We start from the raw sequence: 17,973 nt of genomic DNA, 5'->3' as shown, positions 1-17,973 counted from the left end.
CCCAAAGTTTACCGTGGGGTCTGACCCCAATGGATGCTTAGGAGACCCGGCGTGGATACCCAGAGCCTGCAGGCCTTTCTCGCGGTGGCGGACAGCGGCAGCTTCTCGCGGGCCGCCGAGCAGCTGCACCTCACCCAGCCGGCGGTGAGCAAGCGGATCGCGGTGCTGGAGGGGCAGATCGACGCCCGCCTCTTCGATCGCATCGGCCGTCGCGTGAGCCTCACCGAGGCCGGCCGGGTGCTGCTCCCCCGGGCCCGGCAGATCCTGGTGATGGTCGACGACAGCCGCCGGGCCCTGGGCAACCTCGAAGACAGCGTGGCCGGCAGCCTCACCCTGGCCACCAGCCACCATATCGGTCTGCATCGGCTGCCGCCGCTGCTCAAGGCCTATACCGGCCAGCACCCGGACGTGCGCCTCGACCTGCACTTCCTGGACTCCGAGCAGGCCTACCAGGGGGTACTGGACGGCGAACTGGAGCTCGCGGTGGTGACCCTCGCCCCCCACCCGGACCCACAGCTCGAGGCGGTGCCGGTATGGATCGACCGGCTCTGCTTCGTCTGCGCCCCGGACCATCCCCTGGCCGAGCACGGCCGGCTGGGACTCCACGAGCTCTGCGCCTTCGATGCGGTGCTGCCGGGGCCGCTGACCTTCACCCGCAGCCTGATCGAGTCGCGCTTCGCCTCGGCCGGCCTAACGCTTCCCGTGGCACTCTCCACCAACTACCTGGAGACCCTGAAGATGATGACCGCCATCGGCCTGGGCTGGAGCCTGCTGCCCGAGCGCCTGGTGGCGGGCGAGCTGCACGAGCTGGCGGTGGACCATCCGCCGATCCATCGCCCGCTGGGCTATCTCGTCCACCGCAGCCGCACCCGCTCCAATGCCGCCCGGGCGATGCTCGCACAGCTCGACGAGGCCCGGGAGCCGGCCGCCCGGGCGTGGGGCTGAGGCCGGACGCCGTCCAGATGCCCGCCGCCGGGCCCGAGACAGCCCGGCGGCGAATTGTTTAGACTGCTCACCATTTGCCACGGATATTCGCTGTGCCCGCCCACACTCCCCCTCCCCTGGTGCCGCGCCACGCCCTGGCCGGCGGCCTGATTCTCGCCGGCCTGGTGACGCAGATCCTAACGTTTACCGGGCTCGTGACATGGGAGCACCTGGTGGGCTACTGCCTGTGGCTGGCGACGGCACTCTTGTGGAAGGACCTGCCCCAACGCACGCGTCGCCAGGCGGGCCTGCTGGCCGTGATCGGCCTGACGCTGCTGGTGCTGGCCCAGGCATGGCAGGGGGCCAGGGTCGACTGGCCGGGCATCCTCGACGGCAACACCTTCGTGGTCGCGATGCTGGTGGGGGTCAGCTTCATCGGCCTGATCGGCAATCTGCGTGGCCGTCCTCGCTCGCCGGGCAAGGCCCTGACCGGCGCCCGGGGCGTGCTCGCCACCTGGCTCGGCGTTCACCTGCTCGGCTCGATCCTCAACCTCTCCACGGTCTTCATGGTCGGCGATCGCCTGGAGCGGCGAGGCCCGCTCACCACTCCCCAGCTGCTGGGCCTCAATCGCGGGCTCTCCAGCGCCGCCCTCTGGTCGCCCTTCTTCGCCTCCATGGGGGTGGTGATGACCCTGGCTCCCGAGATGCACTACGCCACTGTGCTTGCCGCCGGCCTGCCGCTGGCCCTGGCCGCGGGGCTGCTGACGGTGGGCGAGCTCTCACAGCGCTTCGATCTCGCCGACACCGCCGGCTTCTCGCTCTCGCCACGCAGCCTGCTGATGCCGGTGAGCATGGCGGCGGCCGTGATGCTCTTCCACTTCGTCCTGACGCCCAAGCTCTCCATCGTCAGCATCATCACCTTCCTGATGCCGGGCATGGCGCTGCTCGCCAACCTGCCCCGGGGCCTTCGCTGGACACGCCGCCGGGTCCACCAGCACGCCATCACCCGGCTGCCGGCGATGCGCGGCGAGATCTCGCTGTTCCTCTGCGCGGGCCTGCTGACCGTGGGACTCTCGACCTTCATCGACGCCGCCACCGACAGCGACTGGACCCTGTTCACCCGCTTCGGCCCGGCGCAGGCGATGGCCAGCTTCCTGGTCATCGTGGCCAGCGCCGTGGCCGGCCTGCACCCGATCATCGGCGTCTCGGTACTCGCCTCGATGCTCGACCTCGATGCCCCGGACCAGACCCTGTTCGCCTTCGTCGCCCTCGCCTCCTGGGCGGTGGGCACCAGCGTCGGGCCGCTGTCGGGGATCAACCTCTCGCTGCAGGGGCGCTACGGGGTCAGCGCCACCGGCCTGATGCGCCAGAACCTGGGGTACGCCGCGACCCTGACCGGGCTGGTCCTGGTCGCGATCCTGGTGCTGGAGGCCCTGCGCTAGGCGGCCCGGCGGACTACTTCGGCGCGCGCACGAAGTAGCGGTGGCCGCACTGGTGGCAGGGCTCGATCCGGGTGACCCCCTCGAGCTCGACGATGGCGTCGCAGTGCACGCAGGCCATGCGCCCGGGAGCGGCGATCTCGCCGGCGCTGTAGTCGGCGCGGGCCGCCTCCAGGTCCTCCTCGAGGCGCTCGCGCTCGGTCACGCTGCGATCGGCGATGGAGAGCAGCGAGTCGACCACCTTGCGCGACAGCATGGACAGATCGATGCCGAGCCAGGTAGCCACGCTCTCGCCGCCGGCGCCCAGGTAGCGGCGCATCTCCTTGAGGTCGCGCTCGACCCAGGCGCGCAGCAGCGAGAGCTCGTCCTTGGTGAACTCCTCGAGTTCGGCCTCGAACTCTACCGCATCGTCGAGTTCCTGCTGCAGGTTCTCCCAAGTGAGCTCATCGGCACCCTCGCGCAGCCGCTCGAGCATGCGCTCGTAGCCCTCGCGCAGGCGGTGGTCGTGATGCGAATCCCGTTGCTCGCTCATGGTGCTCTCCTTATGTCGCGGCGGGACCTGGGCGGCGCTGCCCATAGCCGCCGCCCGCCGTGCTGGGGTATCCTAACGGTTGACCAGTTATTCCATTTAGACGACATCCCGCCGGTAATTCAATGGTTTCGCGCCGCCTCGGCGCTCAACCTTGATCCCGGGCAAGGACCGCTGACACCCGCGGCGCCGAGGCGCTGCACTCGACTTGCAAGGTATCCGAAGAGAGCGATGGACGCACAGTACAAGCCCCACGAGACCGAACGCGACGCCCAGCAGTTCTGGGACGAGAACCAGTGCTTCAAGGCGGTCGAAGACCCTGACCGCGAGAAGTTCTACTGCCTGTCGATGTTCCCCTACCCCAGCGGCAAGCTACACATGGGGCATGTGCGCAACTACACCATCGGCGACGTGGTCTCCCGCTATCAGCGCATGCAGGGCAAGAACGTCATGCAGCCCATGGGCTGGGACGCCTTCGGCATGCCGGCCGAGAACGCCGCTATCCAGAACCGGGTGCCGCCGGGCCAGTGGACCTACGACAACATCGATTACATGCGCCGCCAGCTGAAGGCGCTGGGCTTCGCCTACGACTGGAGCCGCGAGTTCGCCACCTGCGACGTCGACTACTACCGCTGGGAGCAGTGGTTCTTCACCAAGCTGGTCGAGAAGGGCCTGGTCTACAAGAAGATGTCCACGGTCAACTGGGACCCGGTCGACCAGACCGTGCTCGCCAACGAGCAGGTGATCGAGGGGCGCGGCTGGCGCTCCGGCGCGCTGGTGGAGCGCAAGGAGATCCCGCTCTGGTTCCTCAAGATCACCGACTACGCCGAGGAGCTGCTGGCCGACCTGGACAAGATCGACTGGCCCGAGCAGGTCAAGACCATGCAGCGCAACTGGATCGGCAAGTCGCGCGGCGTGGAGCTGACGTTCGATATCAAGGCGGAAGACGGCGAAGGCGCCGAGCCGCTGTCGGTCTACACCACCCGTCCCGACACCCTGATGGGCGTGACCTACGTCGCCGTGGCCGCCGGCCACCCGCTGGCCAAGGCCGCCGCCGAGGGAAATAGCGAACTCGCTGCCTTCGTCGAGGAGTGCGCCCACGGTGGCACCTCCGAGGCCGAGCTCGCCACCATGGAGAAGAAGGGCATGCCGACCGGCCACCGGGCCGTGCATCCCCTCACCGGCCGCGAGGTGCCGGTCTTTGTGGCCAACTTCGTGCTCATGGAGTACGGCACCGGCGCGGTGATGGCGGTGCCCGGCCACGACCAGCGCGACTGGGAATTCGCCACCAAGTACGGCCTGCCCATCGAGGCGGTGATCGCCGACGCTAACGGCGAGGCCCCGGATCTCACCGCGGGGGCCCACGACGACACCGGCACCCTGATCCACTCCGGCGAGTTCGACGGCCTGGACTTCGACGCCGCCTTCGAGGCCATCGCGAAGCGCCTCGCCGAGCTCGGCCGTGGCGAGGTCAAGACCAACTTCCGCCTGCGCGACTGGGGCGTGGCCCGCCAGCGCTACTGGGGCGCGCCGATCCCGGTCAAGTACGGCCCCGAGGGCCAGACCGTGCCGCTCAGCGACGAGGAGCTGCCGGTCGCGCTGCCCATGGAGGTCACCGTCGACGCCACCGGCTCGCCGCTCAAGCGCATGCCCGAGTTCTCCGACCTGGGCGACGGCTGGACCCGCGAGACCGACACCTTCGACACCTTCATGGAGTCCTCCTGGTACTTCGCGCGCTTCTGCTGCGCCGACAACCCCGAGGCGATGCTCGACGAGCGCGCCAACTACTGGCTGCCGGTGGACCTCTACATCGGCGGCATCGAGCACGCCATCCTGCACCTGCTCTATGCGCGCTTCTTCAACAAGCTGATGCGCGACTTCGGCATGGTCGAGACCGACGAGCCCTTCCAGCGCCTGCTCACCCAGGGCATGGTGATCGCCGAGACCTTCTATCGCCCCACCGAGAACGGCGGCAAGGAGTGGTTCAATCCGGCCGACGTCGAGGTCAAGCGCGACGACAAGGGCCGCCCGGTCAGCGCCGTGCTGACGACGGACGGCGCGCCGGTGGAGATGGGCGGCATCGAAAAGATGTCCAAGTCCAAGAACAACGGCGTCGACCCGCAGTCGATGATCGATCGCTTCGGCGCCGATACCGTGCGCCTGTTCATGATGTTCGCCGCCCCGCCCGAGCAGTCCCTGGAGTGGTCCGACTCCGGCGTCGAGGGGGCCAGCCGCTTCCTCAAGCGCCTGTGGCGCCTGGTCAGCGAGCACCTCGCGGCCGGCACCCCAGGCGCCCTCGAGGTCAAGGCACTCAGCGACGACCAGCGCGACCTGCGCCGCAAGACCCACGAGACCATCAAGAAGGCCGGCGACGACATCGGCCGTCGCACCACCTTCAACACCGCCATCGCCGCGGTGATGGAGCTGACCAACGCCCTCTCGAAGTTCGACGACACCACGCCGCAAGGACTCGCCGTGGCTCGCGAGGCGGTGGAGGCCTGCGTGCTGCTGCTGGCCCCGATCACGCCCCACGCCTGCCACGCCCTGTGGGCGGAACTCGGCCACGACGAGCCGGCGATCGACGCCGCCTGGCCCCAGGTGGACGAAGCCGCCCTGGCCCGGGACAGCATCGAGCTGGTGGTGCAGGTCAACGGCAAGCTGCGCGCGCGCATCGACGTCGAGGCCGCCGCGGACAAGTCCGCCATCGAGGCCCAGGCGCTGGCCGCCGAGAACGTCCAGCGACACCTCGAGGGCAAGAGCGTGCGCAAGGTGATCGTGGTGCCGGGCAAGCTCGTCAACATCGTGGTGGGCTGATCGCCCACCCCTCATTGCGCCAGACGGGAGACTGACCCATGCAGCGCCGACACCTCCTGCGCCTCGGCCTCGCCGCCGGCGCCTCCCTGGCGATTGCCGGTTGCGGCTTTCGCCTGCGCGGCTACGACCAGCCACTGGTGAGCCTCGACGCCCTGGCCCTGGCGGGGCCGGAGACCGCGCTTCGTCGCCTGGTCACCCGGCGCCTCGAAGGTGCCGGCACCCGGTTGCATGACGACGCCCCGCGGGTGCTCACCCTCGGCAACGAGGCCTTCAGCGAGCGGCGCCTGGGCGGGCTCGAAAGCGGGCCGCGCGAGCTGGAGATGACCCTGGAGGTCCCCTTCTCGGTCCAGCGCCGCGTCGACGGTGCCTACCTGCTCGATCAGCAGCGCCTGTCCGTCAGCGAACGGCTGACGGTCAACGACGACGAGTTGCTGTCCCAGGACGTCGAGCGCGAGGCCGTGCGCGAGCGGCTGCGTGGCGAGGCGACCCGGCAGCTGCTGAACCGCCTCCGCGCCCTGGGCGAATGACGCAAACGCCGGCGGGGTCAGACCCCAAAGCATCCTTAAGGGTCTGACCCTAAAGCCTCCTTTGGGGTCTGACCCCAAGGGCCTGTGAAGAGACATCCATGAAAGTCTTCCCCGACAAGCTCGAGGGCGCGCTGGCCAAGAAGCTGCCGCCGGTGGTGATCGTCGCCGGCGACGAGCCGCTGCAGCACATGGAGGCCTGCGACGCCGTGCGCCATGCGGCCCGCCAGGCGGGGGTCGAGGAGCGGGAGGTCCTGCACGTCGAGGCCAACTTCGCCTGGGGCCGGCTGACCGAGGCGGCCGCCAGCCTGTCGCTGTTCGCCACGCGCCGACTCATCGAGGTGCGCCTGGGCAGCAGCAAGCCGGGCCAGGAGGGCGGCAAGGCGCTGCGCGAGTACGCCGAGACCCTGAGCGGCGACGATATCCTGCTGCTTTCCACCGGCAAGCTCGACTATCGCGAGCAGAAGAGCGCCTGGTTCAAGGCGCTGGACAAGGCCGGGCTCTTCGTCCCGGTCTGGCCCGTGGACGCCTCGCGACTGGGCTACTGGCTGCGCGACCGGGCCGGTCGCCACGGCCTCACGCTGGACCTCGATGCCGCCCGCCTGCTCGGCGAGCGCACCGAGGGCAACCTGCTGGCCGCCGACCAGGAGCTGCAGAAGCTCGCCCTGCTGCTGCCGCCGGGCGCCCGCGTCGGCCCCCGCGAGGTGGCCGGCGGCGTCGAGGACAGCGCCCGCTACGACGTCTTCACCCTGATGGACGCCTGCCTGAAGGGCGAGCGCGCCCGGGTCTCCCGCATCGTGGCCGGCCTGCGCGGCGAGGGCGTCGAGGCGCCCATCGTGCTGTGGGCCCTGGCCCGGGAGCTGCGCATCCTGCTCTCCCTGCACCAGCATCTGGACCAGGGCCAGAGCCTGGAGCACGCCTGCAAGGCCCAGAAACCGCCGATCTTCGAGAAACGCCGCCCCGCCTACCAGCAGGCCATCGCCCGGCTGCCATTGAAGCGGCTGCACAAGCTGCTGCTCTTCGCCCAGCGCCTGGACCTCGCCATCAAGGGCGGCAGCCGCGTGCCGCTGTGGGACGGCCTGCACGACCTGGCGCTGACGCTGGCCGGCGGGCGGGGCCTGCTGGCCGAGCTGCCCTCCTCCTACCGCGTCGGCTGATGGCACGGCCCCGTGGATCAGCCCCTGAGAGCTCCTGTCCCGCTGGACGCCCGAGGGCTCGACGTAGCCCTTGGGGTCTGACCCCCATGCTGTTGATTTCTCAGTTATCTTAAAAGATTGGTGGAACACGCAGTAGCGGGGTCAGACCCCAAGGGCGCGGCACCGTGCTCGCATGAGGCACCACCACCTTCGAACATGTCGATATCGTCACCTCATTCGTGGGGAGCCCCCACAGGGGCGCGACAAAGGCATGAAAATTCACATCATTTCGTCCTATACTGGACGGGCATCGCACTCTGCCGGGCTGCAAGGACGCAGCGCTGACGGAGCCTGGAGCCGGAAGCCAACCCCAAGAAGAAGGAACACCGAGATGATGAAGAAGATCTGCCGTTACCTGAGCCCGCTGCTGATCGTCGCCCTGGTGCTGGGCAGCCTGCCGGTGGCCGCCGCACCGGCGAACCCGGGCAGCCAGCTCGTCACCACTCAGGACGTCCTGAGCGCCGAGCGCTCGCAGAGCGACCGCGAACGCATCCAGGCCGTCCTCGCCCGCGACGACGTTCAGGAGCAACTGGTCGCCCAGGGCGTCGATCCCGCCGAGGTCCAGGCCCGCGTGGCCGCGCTCTCCGATGCGGAAGCCGCCCAGATGGCCGACCAGCTCGAGCAGCTCCCCGCCGGGGCCAGCGTGGTCGGCGCCCTGTTCGCCGTCTTCGTGATCCTGCTGGTGACCGATATCCTCGGGCTGACCAACGTCTTCCCGTTCACGCGCTGAGTGAGAACCCGCATGATGGCATGCCCTGACCGCCACCGTGCCAGCGCCTCCCATCAGAACGCCCGCCTCGCGGGCGTTCTCGCGTTGGTCATGCTGATGCTCGTGGTAAGCGGCTGCGCCTCCACGCCGCAGCTGGCGGAATCCACCCGGCAACACCTGCCCCGTCAGGCTCTCCTCGAGGAGGTGCCCTTCCATGGGCAGCGCGACTACCAGTGCGGCCCCGCGTCACTGGCCATGGTGCTCAACGCCGCCGGCGTGCCGGTGACGGTCGACACCCTGATCCCCCAGGTCTTCCTGCCCGGCCGGGAGGGCAGCGTCCAGCCCGAGATGCTGGGCACCGTGCGCCGCCAGGGGCGCATTCCCTTCCGGATCGACGGCAGCCTCGATGCCCTGCTCACCGAGATCAATGCCGGCCACCCGGTGGTGGTGATGCAGAACCTCTCGCTGCCGGCCTGGCCGGTCTGGCACTACGCCGTGGCCATCGGCTTCGACCGTGGCGAGAAGACCCTGACGCTGCACAGTGGCATGGAGCCCGAGCGCCTCGAGTCCTTCAAGCGCTTCGATGCCACCTGGGCCCGCAGCGAGCGCTGGGCCTTCATCGCCCTGCCGCCAGGCCAGCTGCCGGCCACCGGCGACGGCCGGGCGGCACTGGACGCCATCGCCGACTTCGAGCGCGTCCAGGGGGTATCGGCCTCGCTGCCCGCCTGGACGGCACTGGTGGAGCACCACCCAGACCTGGCCATGGGCCATTTCGCCCTGGGCAGTGCCCGCCATGCGGCCGGCGACGCCGATGGCGCCCGCGAGGCCTTCGCGGACGCCGTGGAGGCGGATCCCGAGCTGGCCGTGGCCTGGCTCAACCTGGGACTGCTGCACCGCGGCCAGGGTAGCGCCGACGAGGCGCGAGCCGCCCTCGAGCGGGCCGCCGACCTCCCCGGCCCCTGGCAGGCACAGGCGCAGGAGGCCCTCGCGGACCTGCCGCGGCGGGCCGGCTGACGCCGAGCTGATCGAGAGAAACTGACCATGAACTACGACATCGTGCTCAAGCGCATCTATCAGGAGGTCGACGACGAGGACGGCGCCCGGGTGCTGGTCGACCGGCTCTGGCCCCGTGGCAAGCGCCGCGAAGGCCTCGCCTTGACCGACTGGTACCGGGATGCCTCCCCCTCGCCGGCCCTGCGCCGGCAGTTTCACCAAGAGGCGATCAGCGCGGAGGTATTCGCCGCCCGCTACCGGGGCGAGCTCAGGGACTCGCCGGAGAACCTGCTGCCCCTGATGCGCCACGCCCGTCACGGGCGCCTCACGCTGCTCTCGGCGGCGCGCCACTTGGACGCCTCACACCTGCCGATCCTGCGCGAGGCGATCCTGCAGGCACTGCATGACGAAGACGCCGAGGACAGGGAACCGGCCTCGCCGCCCTGTTTGGCCCATCGACTCAGGGACGGGCAGGCCCCCGAGGCATAACGCGCCCAGTTCCTGCTCAACTGCAGCACCAAAAAAAGGCTCAAGGGCGGCAGCGCCCTTGAGCCTTATTGCTTACTGCTTGCCCGTCGACGCCGTTAACGCCGGGTCGCGTCGTACCCTAGGTCGGCGCCGCGGCTCTCGTCGCTGCGGCGGCGGGCGCTGCCGCGCTTGCGATTCTCCTCCTCGCAGACCTCGTCCTTGCCGCCACAGACGTCGCACCCTTCCTTGAGCCCGAGCTGGTTGAGGCCGCCACAGGTACCGGCGATGGGTTTGCGCCCCATGATCACGCCGACGGCCATCGCGGCGACGATCAGCAGCATGAAGGCGAATACCACCAGGAAAAGGGTCATGTCGTGTCTCCTAGAGTGCGAAAAGAGCTGGGCTTGCCATATGTGACAGCATGAGACCGCTTGAGGTCCATGGCGTTAGTCTTCTGATGCCTGAGATGACGACCGAGGCCGATCGTCATGTCGGGCGGCAGAAGCGGGGCGCTGATCGCGCAGGCCCCGATGCAAAGGGGCCGGCCTCTCGGCCGGCCCGGGATGCCGCTGTCGAGCGAGATCAGCCGCCGAAGTCGTCCAGCAGGATGTTCTCGGGTTCGACGCCCATGTCGACGAGCAGCTTGATCACCGAGGCGTTCATCATGGGCGGCCCGCACATGTAGTACTCGCAGTCCTCGGGGGCCGGATGGTCCTTGAGGTAGTTCTCGTAGAGGACATTGTGGATGAAGCCGGTCGGCCCCTCCCAGTTGTCCTCCGGCTGCGGGTCGGAGAGCGCCAGGTGCCACTCGAAGTTCGGGAACTCCTCCGCCAGCTGGTCGTACTCCTCGTTGTAGAAGGTCTCGCGCCAGGAGCGCGCGCCGTACCAGAAGCTGATCTTGCGATCGCTATTAAGACGCTTGAGCTGATCGAAGATGTGGCTGCGCATCGGTGCCATGCCCGCACCGCCGCCGATGAAGATCATCTCGGCATCGGTGTCCTTGGCGAAGAACTCGCCGAAAGGCCCCATCACGGTGACCTTGTCACCCGGCTTCAGGGAGAAGACGTAGGTGGACATCAGGCCCGGCGGATGGCTGGAGTTGGGCGGCGGCGTGGCGATACGGATGTTGAACTTGAGGATACCCTTCTCTTCCGGGTAGTTCGCCATGGAGTAGGCGCGGATGATCTCCTCGCTGTTCTTGTGGGAGATGTCGAACAGGCCGAACTTCTCCCAGTCGCCGCGATACTCCTCCTCGATATCGAAGTCGGAGAACTTGATGTCGTAGGGCGGCGCCACCAGCTGCACGTAGCCGCCGGCGCGGAAGGCCACTTCTTCGCCTTCCGGAAGCTTGAGGTTGAGCTCCTTGATGAAGGTCGCCACGTTGGGGTTCTCGATGACCTCGCATTCCCACTGCTTGACGCCGAAGACCTCCTCGGGCACCTCGATCTTCATGTCCTGCTTCACGGGCACCTGGCAGGAGAGGCGCCAGCCTTCCTTCTTCTCGCGCAGGGTGAAGTGCGACTCCTCGGTGGGCAGGATGGAGCCCCCGCCCTCCTCGACCCGGCACTTGCACTGGGCGCAGGAGCCACCGCCACCGCAGGCGGAGGAGAGGAAGATGCCGTTGGCGGCGAGGGTATTGAGCAGCTTGCCGCCGGCCTGGGTGGTCAGGGTGTGCTCGGGGTCGCCGTTGACCTCGATGGTCACGTCCCCGGTGCTGACGAGCTTGCTGCGTGCGGCCAGGATCACCGCGGTCAGACCGATGATGATCACGGTGAACATGACCACACCCAGCAAGATGACTGATGTATCAACCATGTCGGTTTCCTATTGCTTGCGTTGCCTGGTCACCGGCGGCGCGGACGCCGCCGGCAGGAACGAGCCGTCTTAGAGCTGGATGCCCGAGAAGGACATGAAGCCCAGCGACATCAGGCCCACCGTGATGAAGGTGATGCCCAGACCCTGGAGCGAGGCCGGCACGTCGCTGTACTTGAGCTTCTCGCGGATCCCGGCCAGGGCCGTGATCGCCAGCGCCCAGCCGGTACCTGCGCCCAGGCCGTAGACCACGGATTCGCCGAAGTTGTAGCTACGCTCGACCATGAACAGCACGCCGCCGAGGATCGCGCAGTTCACGGTGATCAGCGGCAGGAAGACGCCCAGGGCGTTGTAGAGCGCCGGCACGTACTTGTCGAGGAACATCTCCATGATCTGCACCAGGGCGGCGATGACGCCGATGTAGGAGAGCAGACCCAGGAAGGAGAGATCGATGTTCTCGGCGCCGCTGATGCCGGTCCAGGTCAGCGCCCCTTCCTTGAGCAGGAAGGTGTAGACCAGGTTGTTCACCGGTACGGTGACGGTCAGCACCACGATGACCGCGATGCCCAGGCCGATGGCCGAGGAGACCTTCTTGGACACCGCCAGGAAGGTACACATGCCCAGGAAGAAGGCCAGGGCCATGTTCTCGACGAAGACCGAGGCGACGAACAGGCTGAGATAATGTTCCATGTTACACGGCCTCCTTCGGCTGGGTGTTGGCCTTCATGGTGAACTCGTTCTCCTCGACCTGTTCCGGGTTGAAGGCGCGCAGCACCCAGATGATCAGGCCGATGATGAAGAACGCCGAGGGCGGCAGCAGCAGCAGGCCGTTGGGCACGTACCAGCCGCCGTTCTGCACGGTTTCGAGCACGGTGAAGCCGAACACGCTGCCGGAGCCAAGCAGCTCGCGGAAGAAGCTCACCACCATCAGGATGAAGCCGTAGCCGAGGCCGTTGCCGATGCCGTCGAGGAAGCTCAGCATCGGCGGGTTCTGCATGGCGAAGCCTTCGGCGCGCCCCATCACGATGCAGTTGGTGATGATCAGGCCGACGAAGACCGAGAGCTGCTTCGACATCTCATAGGCGTAGGCCTTGAGGATCTGGTCCACCACGATGACCAGCGAGGCGATGATGGTCATCTGCACAATGATGCGGATGGCCGACGGGATCTGGTGGCGCAGCAGCGAGACGAACAGGTTCGACAGCGAGGTGACGAAGATCACCGCCATGGACATGACCAGCGACACGCTCATGCTGCTGGTCACCGCCAGCGCCGAACAGATCCCCAGGATCTGCAGGGCGATGGGGTTGTTCTTGAAGATGGGCGTCGTCAGGACGCCCTTGGCAGTCGGGGCAGACATGAATCAAGCTCCTTCGGTATCGTCGGACGCGGTGGCCAGCGCCTGGGCTTCGGAGCGCGAGATGTCCTCGCGGAACCTCGCCAGGTATTCGCCGAACCCCTGCGGGCTGAGCCAGAACTGCAGGAGGTTGGTGACCCCCTTGCTGGTCAGCGTGGCACCGGAGAGCGCGTCGACTTCGGTCTCGCCGCGGGCACCGCCCTTCACGAGCTGAATGTCCGGCTGCACGCTGTCATCTTCGGCAAAGATCTCCTTGCCTTCCCACTGGGCCTTCCAGCGCGGGTTGTCCACCTCGCCGCCCAGACCGGGGGTCTCGGAGTGAGAGTAGAAGGTAATGCCGTTGATGGTGTTGCCGTCGCCCTGCACGGAGAGGTAGCCGCGCATCAGACCCCACAGCCCCTGGCCGCGGACCGGCAGGATCAGCTGCTGGGGATCATCCGGGTCGCCCACCAGATAGACGGTGCTGTACTTTTCCAGCCGCGACAGGCCGGCGATGTCCTTCTCGCCGGAGAGCGTGCGGGACTGGGCCGGGTCCTTGGCCGCCTGGAAGCTGTCATAGCTCTGAGGGTCGAACTCGTCGGAGTACTCACCGCTCTCCAAGTTGACCACGCGCGGCGTGATCTGCTCGCTGTAGGCGTCCTCGACGTCCATGCCCGGCTCATAGAGGTCGGCCACGGCCAGGATGTTCGACTTGCGGTCGAGCTCCTGGTTGAGCTGCTGCTTGGAGCGCAGCGCGACGGCAGCGGTAGAGACGATGATCGAACACACGATACAAAGTGCGAACGCCACCGTCAGGATCTTCTTGATGGAGTTGTTGCTCTGTGCCATCAGGCAGTCTCCTCGGCCGGCACACCGGTGCGCTGCTGGCGGCGCTTGATGTTGGCCTGAACAAAGAAGTGGTCGATCAGCGGGGCGAACAGGTTGGCGAACAGGATCGCCAGCATGATGCCTTCGGGAAACGCCGGGTTGACGACGCGAATCAGCACGGTCATGACGCCGATGAGGGCACCGAACAGCAGGCGACCCTGGTTGGTCATCGCGGCGGAGACCGGGTCGGTGGCCATGAAGACCATGCCGAAGGCGAAGCCGCCAACCACCAGGTGCCAATACCAGGGCATGGCGAACATCGTGTTGGTGTCGGAGCCGATCAGGTTGAACAGCGTGCTGGTCGCCACCATGCCCAGGAAGACGCCGAGCATGATCCGCCAGGAGGCGATCCGGGTCCACAGCAGCACCGCGGCGCCGATGAAGATGGCCAGGGTCGAGACCTCACCCACCGAACCGGGCACGAAGCCGAGGAAGGCGTCCGACCAGCTGAACTTGTCGGAAAGAGCCGCCATGCCATCCTGGAACGCCAGGGAGAGCGCCGTGGCGCCGGTGTAGCCGTCGGCCGCGACCCACACCGCGTCACCGGAGATCTGCGCCGGATAGGCGAAGTAAAGGAAGGCACGACCGGTCAGCGCCGGGTTGAGGAAGTTCTTGCCGGTGCCGCCGAAGATCTCCTTGCCGATCACCACGCCGAAGGTGATGCCGAGCGCCACCTGCCACAGCGGGATGGTGGCCGGCAGGATCAGGGCGAAGAGCACGGAGGTGACGAAGAAGCCCTCGTTGACCTCGTGACCACGCTTGATGGCAAACAGCACCTCCCAGAAGCCGCCGACCACGAAAGTCACCAGGTAGATCGGCAGGAAGTAGGTGGCGCCGAGCACCAAGTTGGCCCACAGGCTGCTCGGGTCATGCCCGGCGGTCAGCGTGGTGACGATGGCCTCGCGCAGCCCGGTCGGGGCACCGAAACCCTCGGCGATGGCCAGGTTGGCCTGCCAGCCGGCGTTCCACATGCCGAAGAACATCGCCGGGAAGGTACACATCCAGACGGTGATCATGATGCGCTTCAGGTCGATCCCGTCGCGCACGTGGGCCGTGGTCTTGGCCACGCTGGGCGGCGTGTAGAAGATGGTGTCCACCGCCTCGTAGAGAGGGTAGAACTTCTCGTACTTGCCACCCTTGTGGAAGTGCGGCTCGAGATTATCGAGTGTCTGTCGGATAGCCATCATCAGGCCTCTTTCTCGATCATGGTGAGATTGTCACGCAGGATGGGACCGTACTCGTACTTGCCGGGGCACACATAGGTGCACAGCGCGAGGTCCTCTTCATCCAGCTCCAGGCAGCCCAGTGACATTCCCGTCTCGATATCGCCGACGATCAGCGTCCGCAGCAGCTGGGTGGGCAGGATATCCAGCGGCATCACCTTCTCGTAGGCGCCCACCGGCACCATGGCGCGCTCGGAGCCATTGGTCGAGGTGGTCGGGGCATAGTTGCTGAGCCCCTTGAACTTCGAGAGGTAGATGCCGAGCACCGAGTGGCGGTTGGCGCCGGGCGACAGCCAGCCCATGAAGACGCGCTTGTTGCCTTCCTCGAGCAGGCTGATCTGATGGTGGAAGCGCCCCAGGTAGCACAGGCTCCCCTCGGCGGTGAATCCTGAAAACACCGAACCGGAAATCACACGGGTTCCAGTGGGTTCGACGACTTCACCGTCGAGCAGTTCCTCGGTGCTGGCCCCGAGTCGGGTGCGCAGCAGGCGCGGATTCTCGGCGCGCGGGCCGCCCACGGCGATCACGCGGTTGACGTCGAGCTTGCCCTCGGCGAACAGCTTGCCGAAGGCGATGACATCCTGATAGCCGAGGTGCCAGACGCGCTTGTGCAGGGCAACGGGCGAGAGATGGTGGATGTGCGTGCCCACCAGGCCCGCCGGATGCGGACCGGAGAAGGTCTCCTGCTGGACGCCCTTGAGGTCACCGCCCGGCACGCGCGCCTCGGGAGCCGTGCAGAGGTAGACCTGCCCCTCGGTGAGGTGGGTCAGCACCTTCAGGCCATCCTCGAAGGCCTCGGCCTGCTCGTTGATGATCACGGCAGGATCGGCGGCCAGCGGATGGGTATCGATGGCCGTCACGAAGATATCGGTCGGCGTGCTGTCGATGGCCGGCGTGCGCGAGAAGGGACGCGTGCGCAGCGCCGTCCACAGCCCCGACTCGACCAGCTGGTCGACGACGGTCTGACGCTCCAGGCTCTCCAGCTTGTCGCGGCCGTGGGCGGTGAACTCGACCGCCTCCTCGGACTCATCGACCTTGATCACCACTGACAGCAGCTTGCGCTTCTCGCCGCGGTTGATGGCGACGACCTCGCCGGCCGCCGGGGCCGTGAAGCGTACGCCATCGATTTTCTTGTCGGTGAAGAGAAGCTGGCCAAGCTTGACCCTGTCTCCCTCACGGACCTCCATGGTCGGCTTCATGCCGACGTAGTCGGTGCCCAGGACGGCCACATGGCGCACCGGACGCGCGTCCTCGATACGCGCCTCCGGTGTCCCCGCGATGGGGAGATCCAGGCCTTTCTTGACTTCGATCATAGTCTCGCCCAGTTGATGGATCGGATAGATGAAGAAAGGGGGTTCGAATGGATTCGAATTCTTCTGTTTTCAGTACGTTACCAGACAGGCCCGAGGCTCGCTCGAACCACCCCGAAAAATCCACCGCATTATAAAGACAAGCGTCAGGGATGACCACCTGCCCTTAGGTCGCAAGGCGCGCCGTCCTGCAAGGGGTAACGATGTCGCAGGCCTTGCCGTGCCCTGCCGCGGGCGCCACGCAAAACCCCCGCGGGAGCCAGGCTCCGGCGGGGGTTCACGGGCGTGTCACGCCTGACCGCGGGCGGCTGCCGGCCCCTCGAGGAGGGCAGCCGCCAGGCCTCAGGCCTGGGCGCGGGGCAGCTTGAGGAAGTGCACGTTGGAGACCTGCTGCAGGATGCGAATCACCTGGCAGCTGTAGCCGAACTCGTTGTCGTACCAGACGTAGAGGACGGCGTTCTTGCCGTTGGCGATGGTCGCCTTGGCATCGACGATGCCGGCATGGCGGTTACCGACGAAGTCGGTGGACACCACCTCCGGCGAGTCGACGAAGTCGATCTGCTTCTGGTAGGGCGACTCCAGGGACATGCGACGCAGGAAGTTGTTCAGCGTCTCGGCGTCGGTTTCCCTGTCCAGGCGCAGGTTGAGGATCGCCATGGAGACGTTGGGGGTCGGCACGCGGATGGCGTTGCCAGTCAGCTTGCCCTCGAACTCCGGAAGCGCCTTGGCCACCGCCTTGGCGGCACCGGTCTCGGTGAGCACCATGTTGAGGGGGGCGCTGCGACCGCGACGATCGCCCTTGTGGTAGTTGTCGATCAGGTTCTGGTCGTTGGTGTAGGAGTGGACGGTCTCCACATGACCATGCTCGACGCCGAACTCGTCGTTGAGCACCTTGAGCACCGGCACGATGGCGTTGGTGGTGCAGGAGGCCGCCGAGATGATGCGATCCTCGTCGAGGATGTCCTGGTGGTTGATGCCGTAGACGATGTTCTTGACGTCGCCCTTGCCCGGGGCGGTCAGCAGCGCCTTGGCCACGCCCTGGCAGGCCAGGTGCTGACCCAGGCCGTCGGCATCGCGCCAGATGCCGGTGTTGTCGACCACCACGGCGTTGTCGATGCCATAGGCGGTATAGTCGATCTCGGCCGGCGAGTCGGCGTAGATCACCTTGATGGCGTTGCCGTTGGCGATCAGGGTGCGCGACTCGACGTCGACGCTGATGGTGCCGTTGAACGGGCCGTGGACCGAATCGCGGCGCAGGAGGCTAGCCCGTTTCTCGAGATCCTTGGCGATGTCGCCGCGGCCACGCACCACGATGGCGCGCAGGCGAAGCAGGTTGCCGCCGCCGGCCTTCTCGACCAGCACGCGGGCGAGGATGCGGCCGATGCGGCCAAAGCCGTAGAGCACCACGTCCTTGGGCTCGCCATTGCCGGCATCCGGGTCGTGGGCATCGACGATCTCGCTGAGCTCGTCGCGCAGGAAGGCCTCGGCGTCGCTGCCGCCGCGCTGCTTGAAGGCCACACCCAGCTTGCCCACATCGACATGCGCCGGCCCCAGGTTCAGCTCCATCATGGCCTTGACCAGGGGGAAGGTGTCCTGCACGGAGAGCTCGGTCCCCTCGACCTTACGCACGAAGCGATGGTCCTTGAGGATGCGGATCACGCTACGGTTGAACAGCGACCGCCCGAACATGGTCACGACCACATTGTTGTGGCGATAGAGGCTGCCGATCATCGGGATCATCTGCTCGGCGATCGCCTGGTTGTCGTGCCATTCCTGGAAGACGGTATCGGGGGACTGCTGGCTCACGG

The 17,973-nt window shown here is 67.0% G+C and carries 17 protein-coding genes; 8 read left to right on the top strand and 9 right to left on the bottom strand.

Going from position 1 to position 17,973, the window contains the following annotated elements; genetic code table 11:
- Window positions 1-51 precede the first annotated feature (51 nt).
- Window positions 52-945, top strand: coding sequence for a LysR family transcriptional regulator (locus tag FIU83_RS06850; RefSeq protein ID WP_152483359.1), 894 nt, complete (start codon window positions 52-54; stop codon window positions 943-945).
- 92 nt (window positions 946-1,037) lie between these two features.
- A complete protein-coding gene (locus tag FIU83_RS06845) occupies window positions 1,038-2,366 on the top strand; it encodes a hypothetical protein (protein ID WP_253939558.1) in 1,329 nt (442 codons plus the stop codon).
- Between the two features lie 13 nt (window positions 2,367-2,379).
- Here FIU83_RS06845 and FIU83_RS06840 read toward each other — a convergent pair whose 3' ends face one another.
- Window positions 2,380-2,895 carry a zinc ribbon-containing protein gene (locus tag FIU83_RS06840; protein WP_152483358.1) on the bottom strand — a complete coding sequence of 172 codons (516 nt, stop codon included), beginning with the start codon at window positions 2,893-2,895 and terminating at the stop codon, window positions 2,380-2,382.
- Between the two features lie 228 nt (window positions 2,896-3,123).
- On the opposite strand from FIU83_RS06840, the gene leuS reads away from it, so the two are divergent.
- From leuS to FIU83_RS06810, 6 genes are all read left to right on the top strand, one after another.
- Window positions 3,124-5,706: a leucine--tRNA ligase gene (gene leuS, locus FIU83_RS06835; protein WP_152483357.1), complete on the top strand. Its 2,583-nt coding sequence runs from the start codon at window positions 3,124-3,126 to the stop codon at window positions 5,704-5,706.
- A 38-nt stretch (window positions 5,707-5,744) separates the two neighbouring features.
- Entirely contained in the window at window positions 5,745-6,233 is a 489-nt protein-coding gene (lptE, locus tag FIU83_RS06830) for an LPS assembly lipoprotein LptE (RefSeq protein ID WP_152483356.1), read from the top strand.
- Window positions 6,234-6,331: 98 nt separating this feature from the next.
- Window positions 6,332-7,387, top strand: a complete 1,056-nt coding sequence (gene holA / locus FIU83_RS06825) for a DNA polymerase III subunit delta (RefSeq protein WP_152483355.1) — start codon at window positions 6,332-6,334, stop codon at window positions 7,385-7,387.
- A gap of 373 nt (window positions 7,388-7,760) precedes the next feature.
- Window positions 7,761-8,156 carry a PA2779 family protein gene (locus FIU83_RS06820; protein ID WP_152485280.1) on the top strand — a complete coding sequence of 132 codons (396 nt, stop codon included), beginning with the start codon at window positions 7,761-7,763 and terminating at the stop codon, window positions 8,154-8,156.
- A gap of 12 nt (window positions 8,157-8,168) precedes the next feature.
- Entirely contained in the window at window positions 8,169-9,149 is a 981-nt protein-coding gene (locus tag FIU83_RS06815; protein ID WP_253939557.1) for a PA2778 family cysteine peptidase, read from the top strand.
- A gap of 27 nt (window positions 9,150-9,176) precedes the next feature.
- Window positions 9,177-9,617, top strand: coding sequence for a DUF488 domain-containing protein (locus FIU83_RS06810; RefSeq protein ID WP_152483354.1), 441 nt, complete (start codon window positions 9,177-9,179; stop codon window positions 9,615-9,617).
- Between the two features lie 95 nt (window positions 9,618-9,712).
- Here FIU83_RS06810 and nqrM read toward each other — a convergent pair whose 3' ends face one another.
- The 8 genes from nqrM to FIU83_RS06770 all read right to left on the bottom strand — a co-directional run bounded on the left by nqrM (window position 9,713) and on the right by FIU83_RS06770 (window position 17,971).
- Window positions 9,713-9,967, bottom strand: coding sequence for a (Na+)-NQR maturation NqrM (nqrM, locus tag FIU83_RS06805; RefSeq protein WP_152483353.1), 255 nt, complete (start codon window positions 9,965-9,967; stop codon window positions 9,713-9,715).
- Window positions 9,968-10,178: 211 nt separating this feature from the next.
- Window positions 10,179-11,411 (bottom strand): NADH:ubiquinone reductase (Na(+)-transporting) subunit F, encoded by a 1,233-nt coding sequence (gene nqrF / locus FIU83_RS06800; protein WP_152483352.1) that lies wholly within the window; start codon window positions 11,409-11,411, stop codon window positions 10,179-10,181.
- Between the two features lie 69 nt (window positions 11,412-11,480).
- On the bottom strand, window positions 11,481-12,098 hold the full coding sequence (gene nqrE / locus FIU83_RS06795) for an NADH:ubiquinone reductase (Na(+)-transporting) subunit E (protein ID WP_071945613.1): 618 nt from the start codon (window positions 12,096-12,098) through the stop codon (window positions 11,481-11,483).
- A 1-nt stretch (window position 12,099) separates the two neighbouring features.
- The gene (locus tag FIU83_RS06790; RefSeq protein WP_152483351.1) at window positions 12,100-12,768 is read right to left on the bottom strand and encodes an NADH:ubiquinone reductase (Na(+)-transporting) subunit D; all 669 of its coding nucleotides are present in this window, start codon (window positions 12,766-12,768) and stop codon (window positions 12,100-12,102) included.
- 3 nt (window positions 12,769-12,771) lie between these two features.
- The gene (locus FIU83_RS06785; RefSeq protein WP_152483350.1) at window positions 12,772-13,593 is read right to left on the bottom strand and encodes a Na(+)-translocating NADH-quinone reductase subunit C; all 822 of its coding nucleotides are present in this window, start codon (window positions 13,591-13,593) and stop codon (window positions 12,772-12,774) included.
- The gene (locus FIU83_RS06780; protein WP_152483349.1) at window positions 13,593-14,819 is read right to left on the bottom strand and encodes an NADH:ubiquinone reductase (Na(+)-transporting) subunit B; all 1,227 of its coding nucleotides are present in this window, start codon (window positions 14,817-14,819) and stop codon (window positions 13,593-13,595) included. Before FIU83_RS06780 ends, FIU83_RS06785 begins: the two co-directional genes overlap by 1 nt.
- The gene (locus FIU83_RS06775) at window positions 14,819-16,168 is read right to left on the bottom strand and encodes a Na(+)-translocating NADH-quinone reductase subunit A (protein WP_152483348.1); all 1,350 of its coding nucleotides are present in this window, start codon (window positions 16,166-16,168) and stop codon (window positions 14,819-14,821) included. Before FIU83_RS06775 ends, FIU83_RS06780 begins: the two co-directional genes overlap by 1 nt.
- 339 nt (window positions 16,169-16,507) lie before the next feature.
- Complete coding sequence (locus tag FIU83_RS06770; RefSeq protein WP_152483347.1) at window positions 16,508-17,971, bottom strand: glyceraldehyde-3-phosphate dehydrogenase; 1,464 nt, start codon at window positions 17,969-17,971, stop codon at window positions 16,508-16,510.
- Between the last annotated feature and the right edge of the window lie 2 nt (window positions 17,972-17,973).

This window comes from Halomonas sp. THAF5a, assembly GCF_009363755.1.
Taxonomy (GTDB): Bacteria; Pseudomonadota; Gammaproteobacteria; order Pseudomonadales; family Halomonadaceae; genus Halomonas.
The sequence above is the reverse complement of the archived record's forward strand: the minus strand, read 5'-3'. Positions and strand labels throughout refer to the sequence as shown.

Coding starts and splice junctions, on each gene's coding strand:
- FIU83_RS06840 (WP_152483358.1), bottom strand. CDS start 2,895: ATGAGCGAGCAACGGGATTCGCATCACGACCACCGCCTGCGCGAGGGC.
- leuS (WP_152483357.1), top strand. CDS start 3,124: ATGGACGCACAGTACAAGCCCCACGAGACCGAACGCGACGCCCAGCAG.
- lptE (WP_152483356.1), top strand. CDS start 5,745: ATGCAGCGCCGACACCTCCTGCGCCTCGGCCTCGCCGCCGGCGCCTCC.
- holA (WP_152483355.1), top strand. CDS start 6,332: ATGAAAGTCTTCCCCGACAAGCTCGAGGGCGCGCTGGCCAAGAAGCTG.
- FIU83_RS06820 (WP_152485280.1), top strand. CDS start 7,761: ATGAAGAAGATCTGCCGTTACCTGAGCCCGCTGCTGATCGTCGCCCTG.
- FIU83_RS06815 (WP_253939557.1), top strand. CDS start 8,169: ATGATGGCATGCCCTGACCGCCACCGTGCCAGCGCCTCCCATCAGAAC.
- FIU83_RS06810 (WP_152483354.1), top strand. CDS start 9,177: ATGAACTACGACATCGTGCTCAAGCGCATCTATCAGGAGGTCGACGAC.
- nqrM (WP_152483353.1), bottom strand. CDS start 9,967: ATGACCCTTTTCCTGGTGGTATTCGCCTTCATGCTGCTGATCGTCGCC.
- nqrF (WP_152483352.1), bottom strand. CDS start 11,411: ATGGTTGATACATCAGTCATCTTGCTGGGTGTGGTCATGTTCACCGTG.
- nqrE (WP_071945613.1), bottom strand. CDS start 12,098: ATGGAACATTATCTCAGCCTGTTCGTCGCCTCGGTCTTCGTCGAGAAC.
- FIU83_RS06790 (WP_152483351.1), bottom strand. CDS start 12,768: ATGTCTGCCCCGACTGCCAAGGGCGTCCTGACGACGCCCATCTTCAAG.
- FIU83_RS06785 (WP_152483350.1), bottom strand. CDS start 13,593: ATGGCACAGAGCAACAACTCCATCAAGAAGATCCTGACGGTGGCGTTC.
- FIU83_RS06780 (WP_152483349.1), bottom strand. CDS start 14,819: ATGATGGCTATCCGACAGACACTCGATAATCTCGAGCCGCACTTCCAC.
- FIU83_RS06775 (WP_152483348.1), bottom strand. CDS start 16,168: ATGATCGAAGTCAAGAAAGGCCTGGATCTCCCCATCGCGGGGACACCG.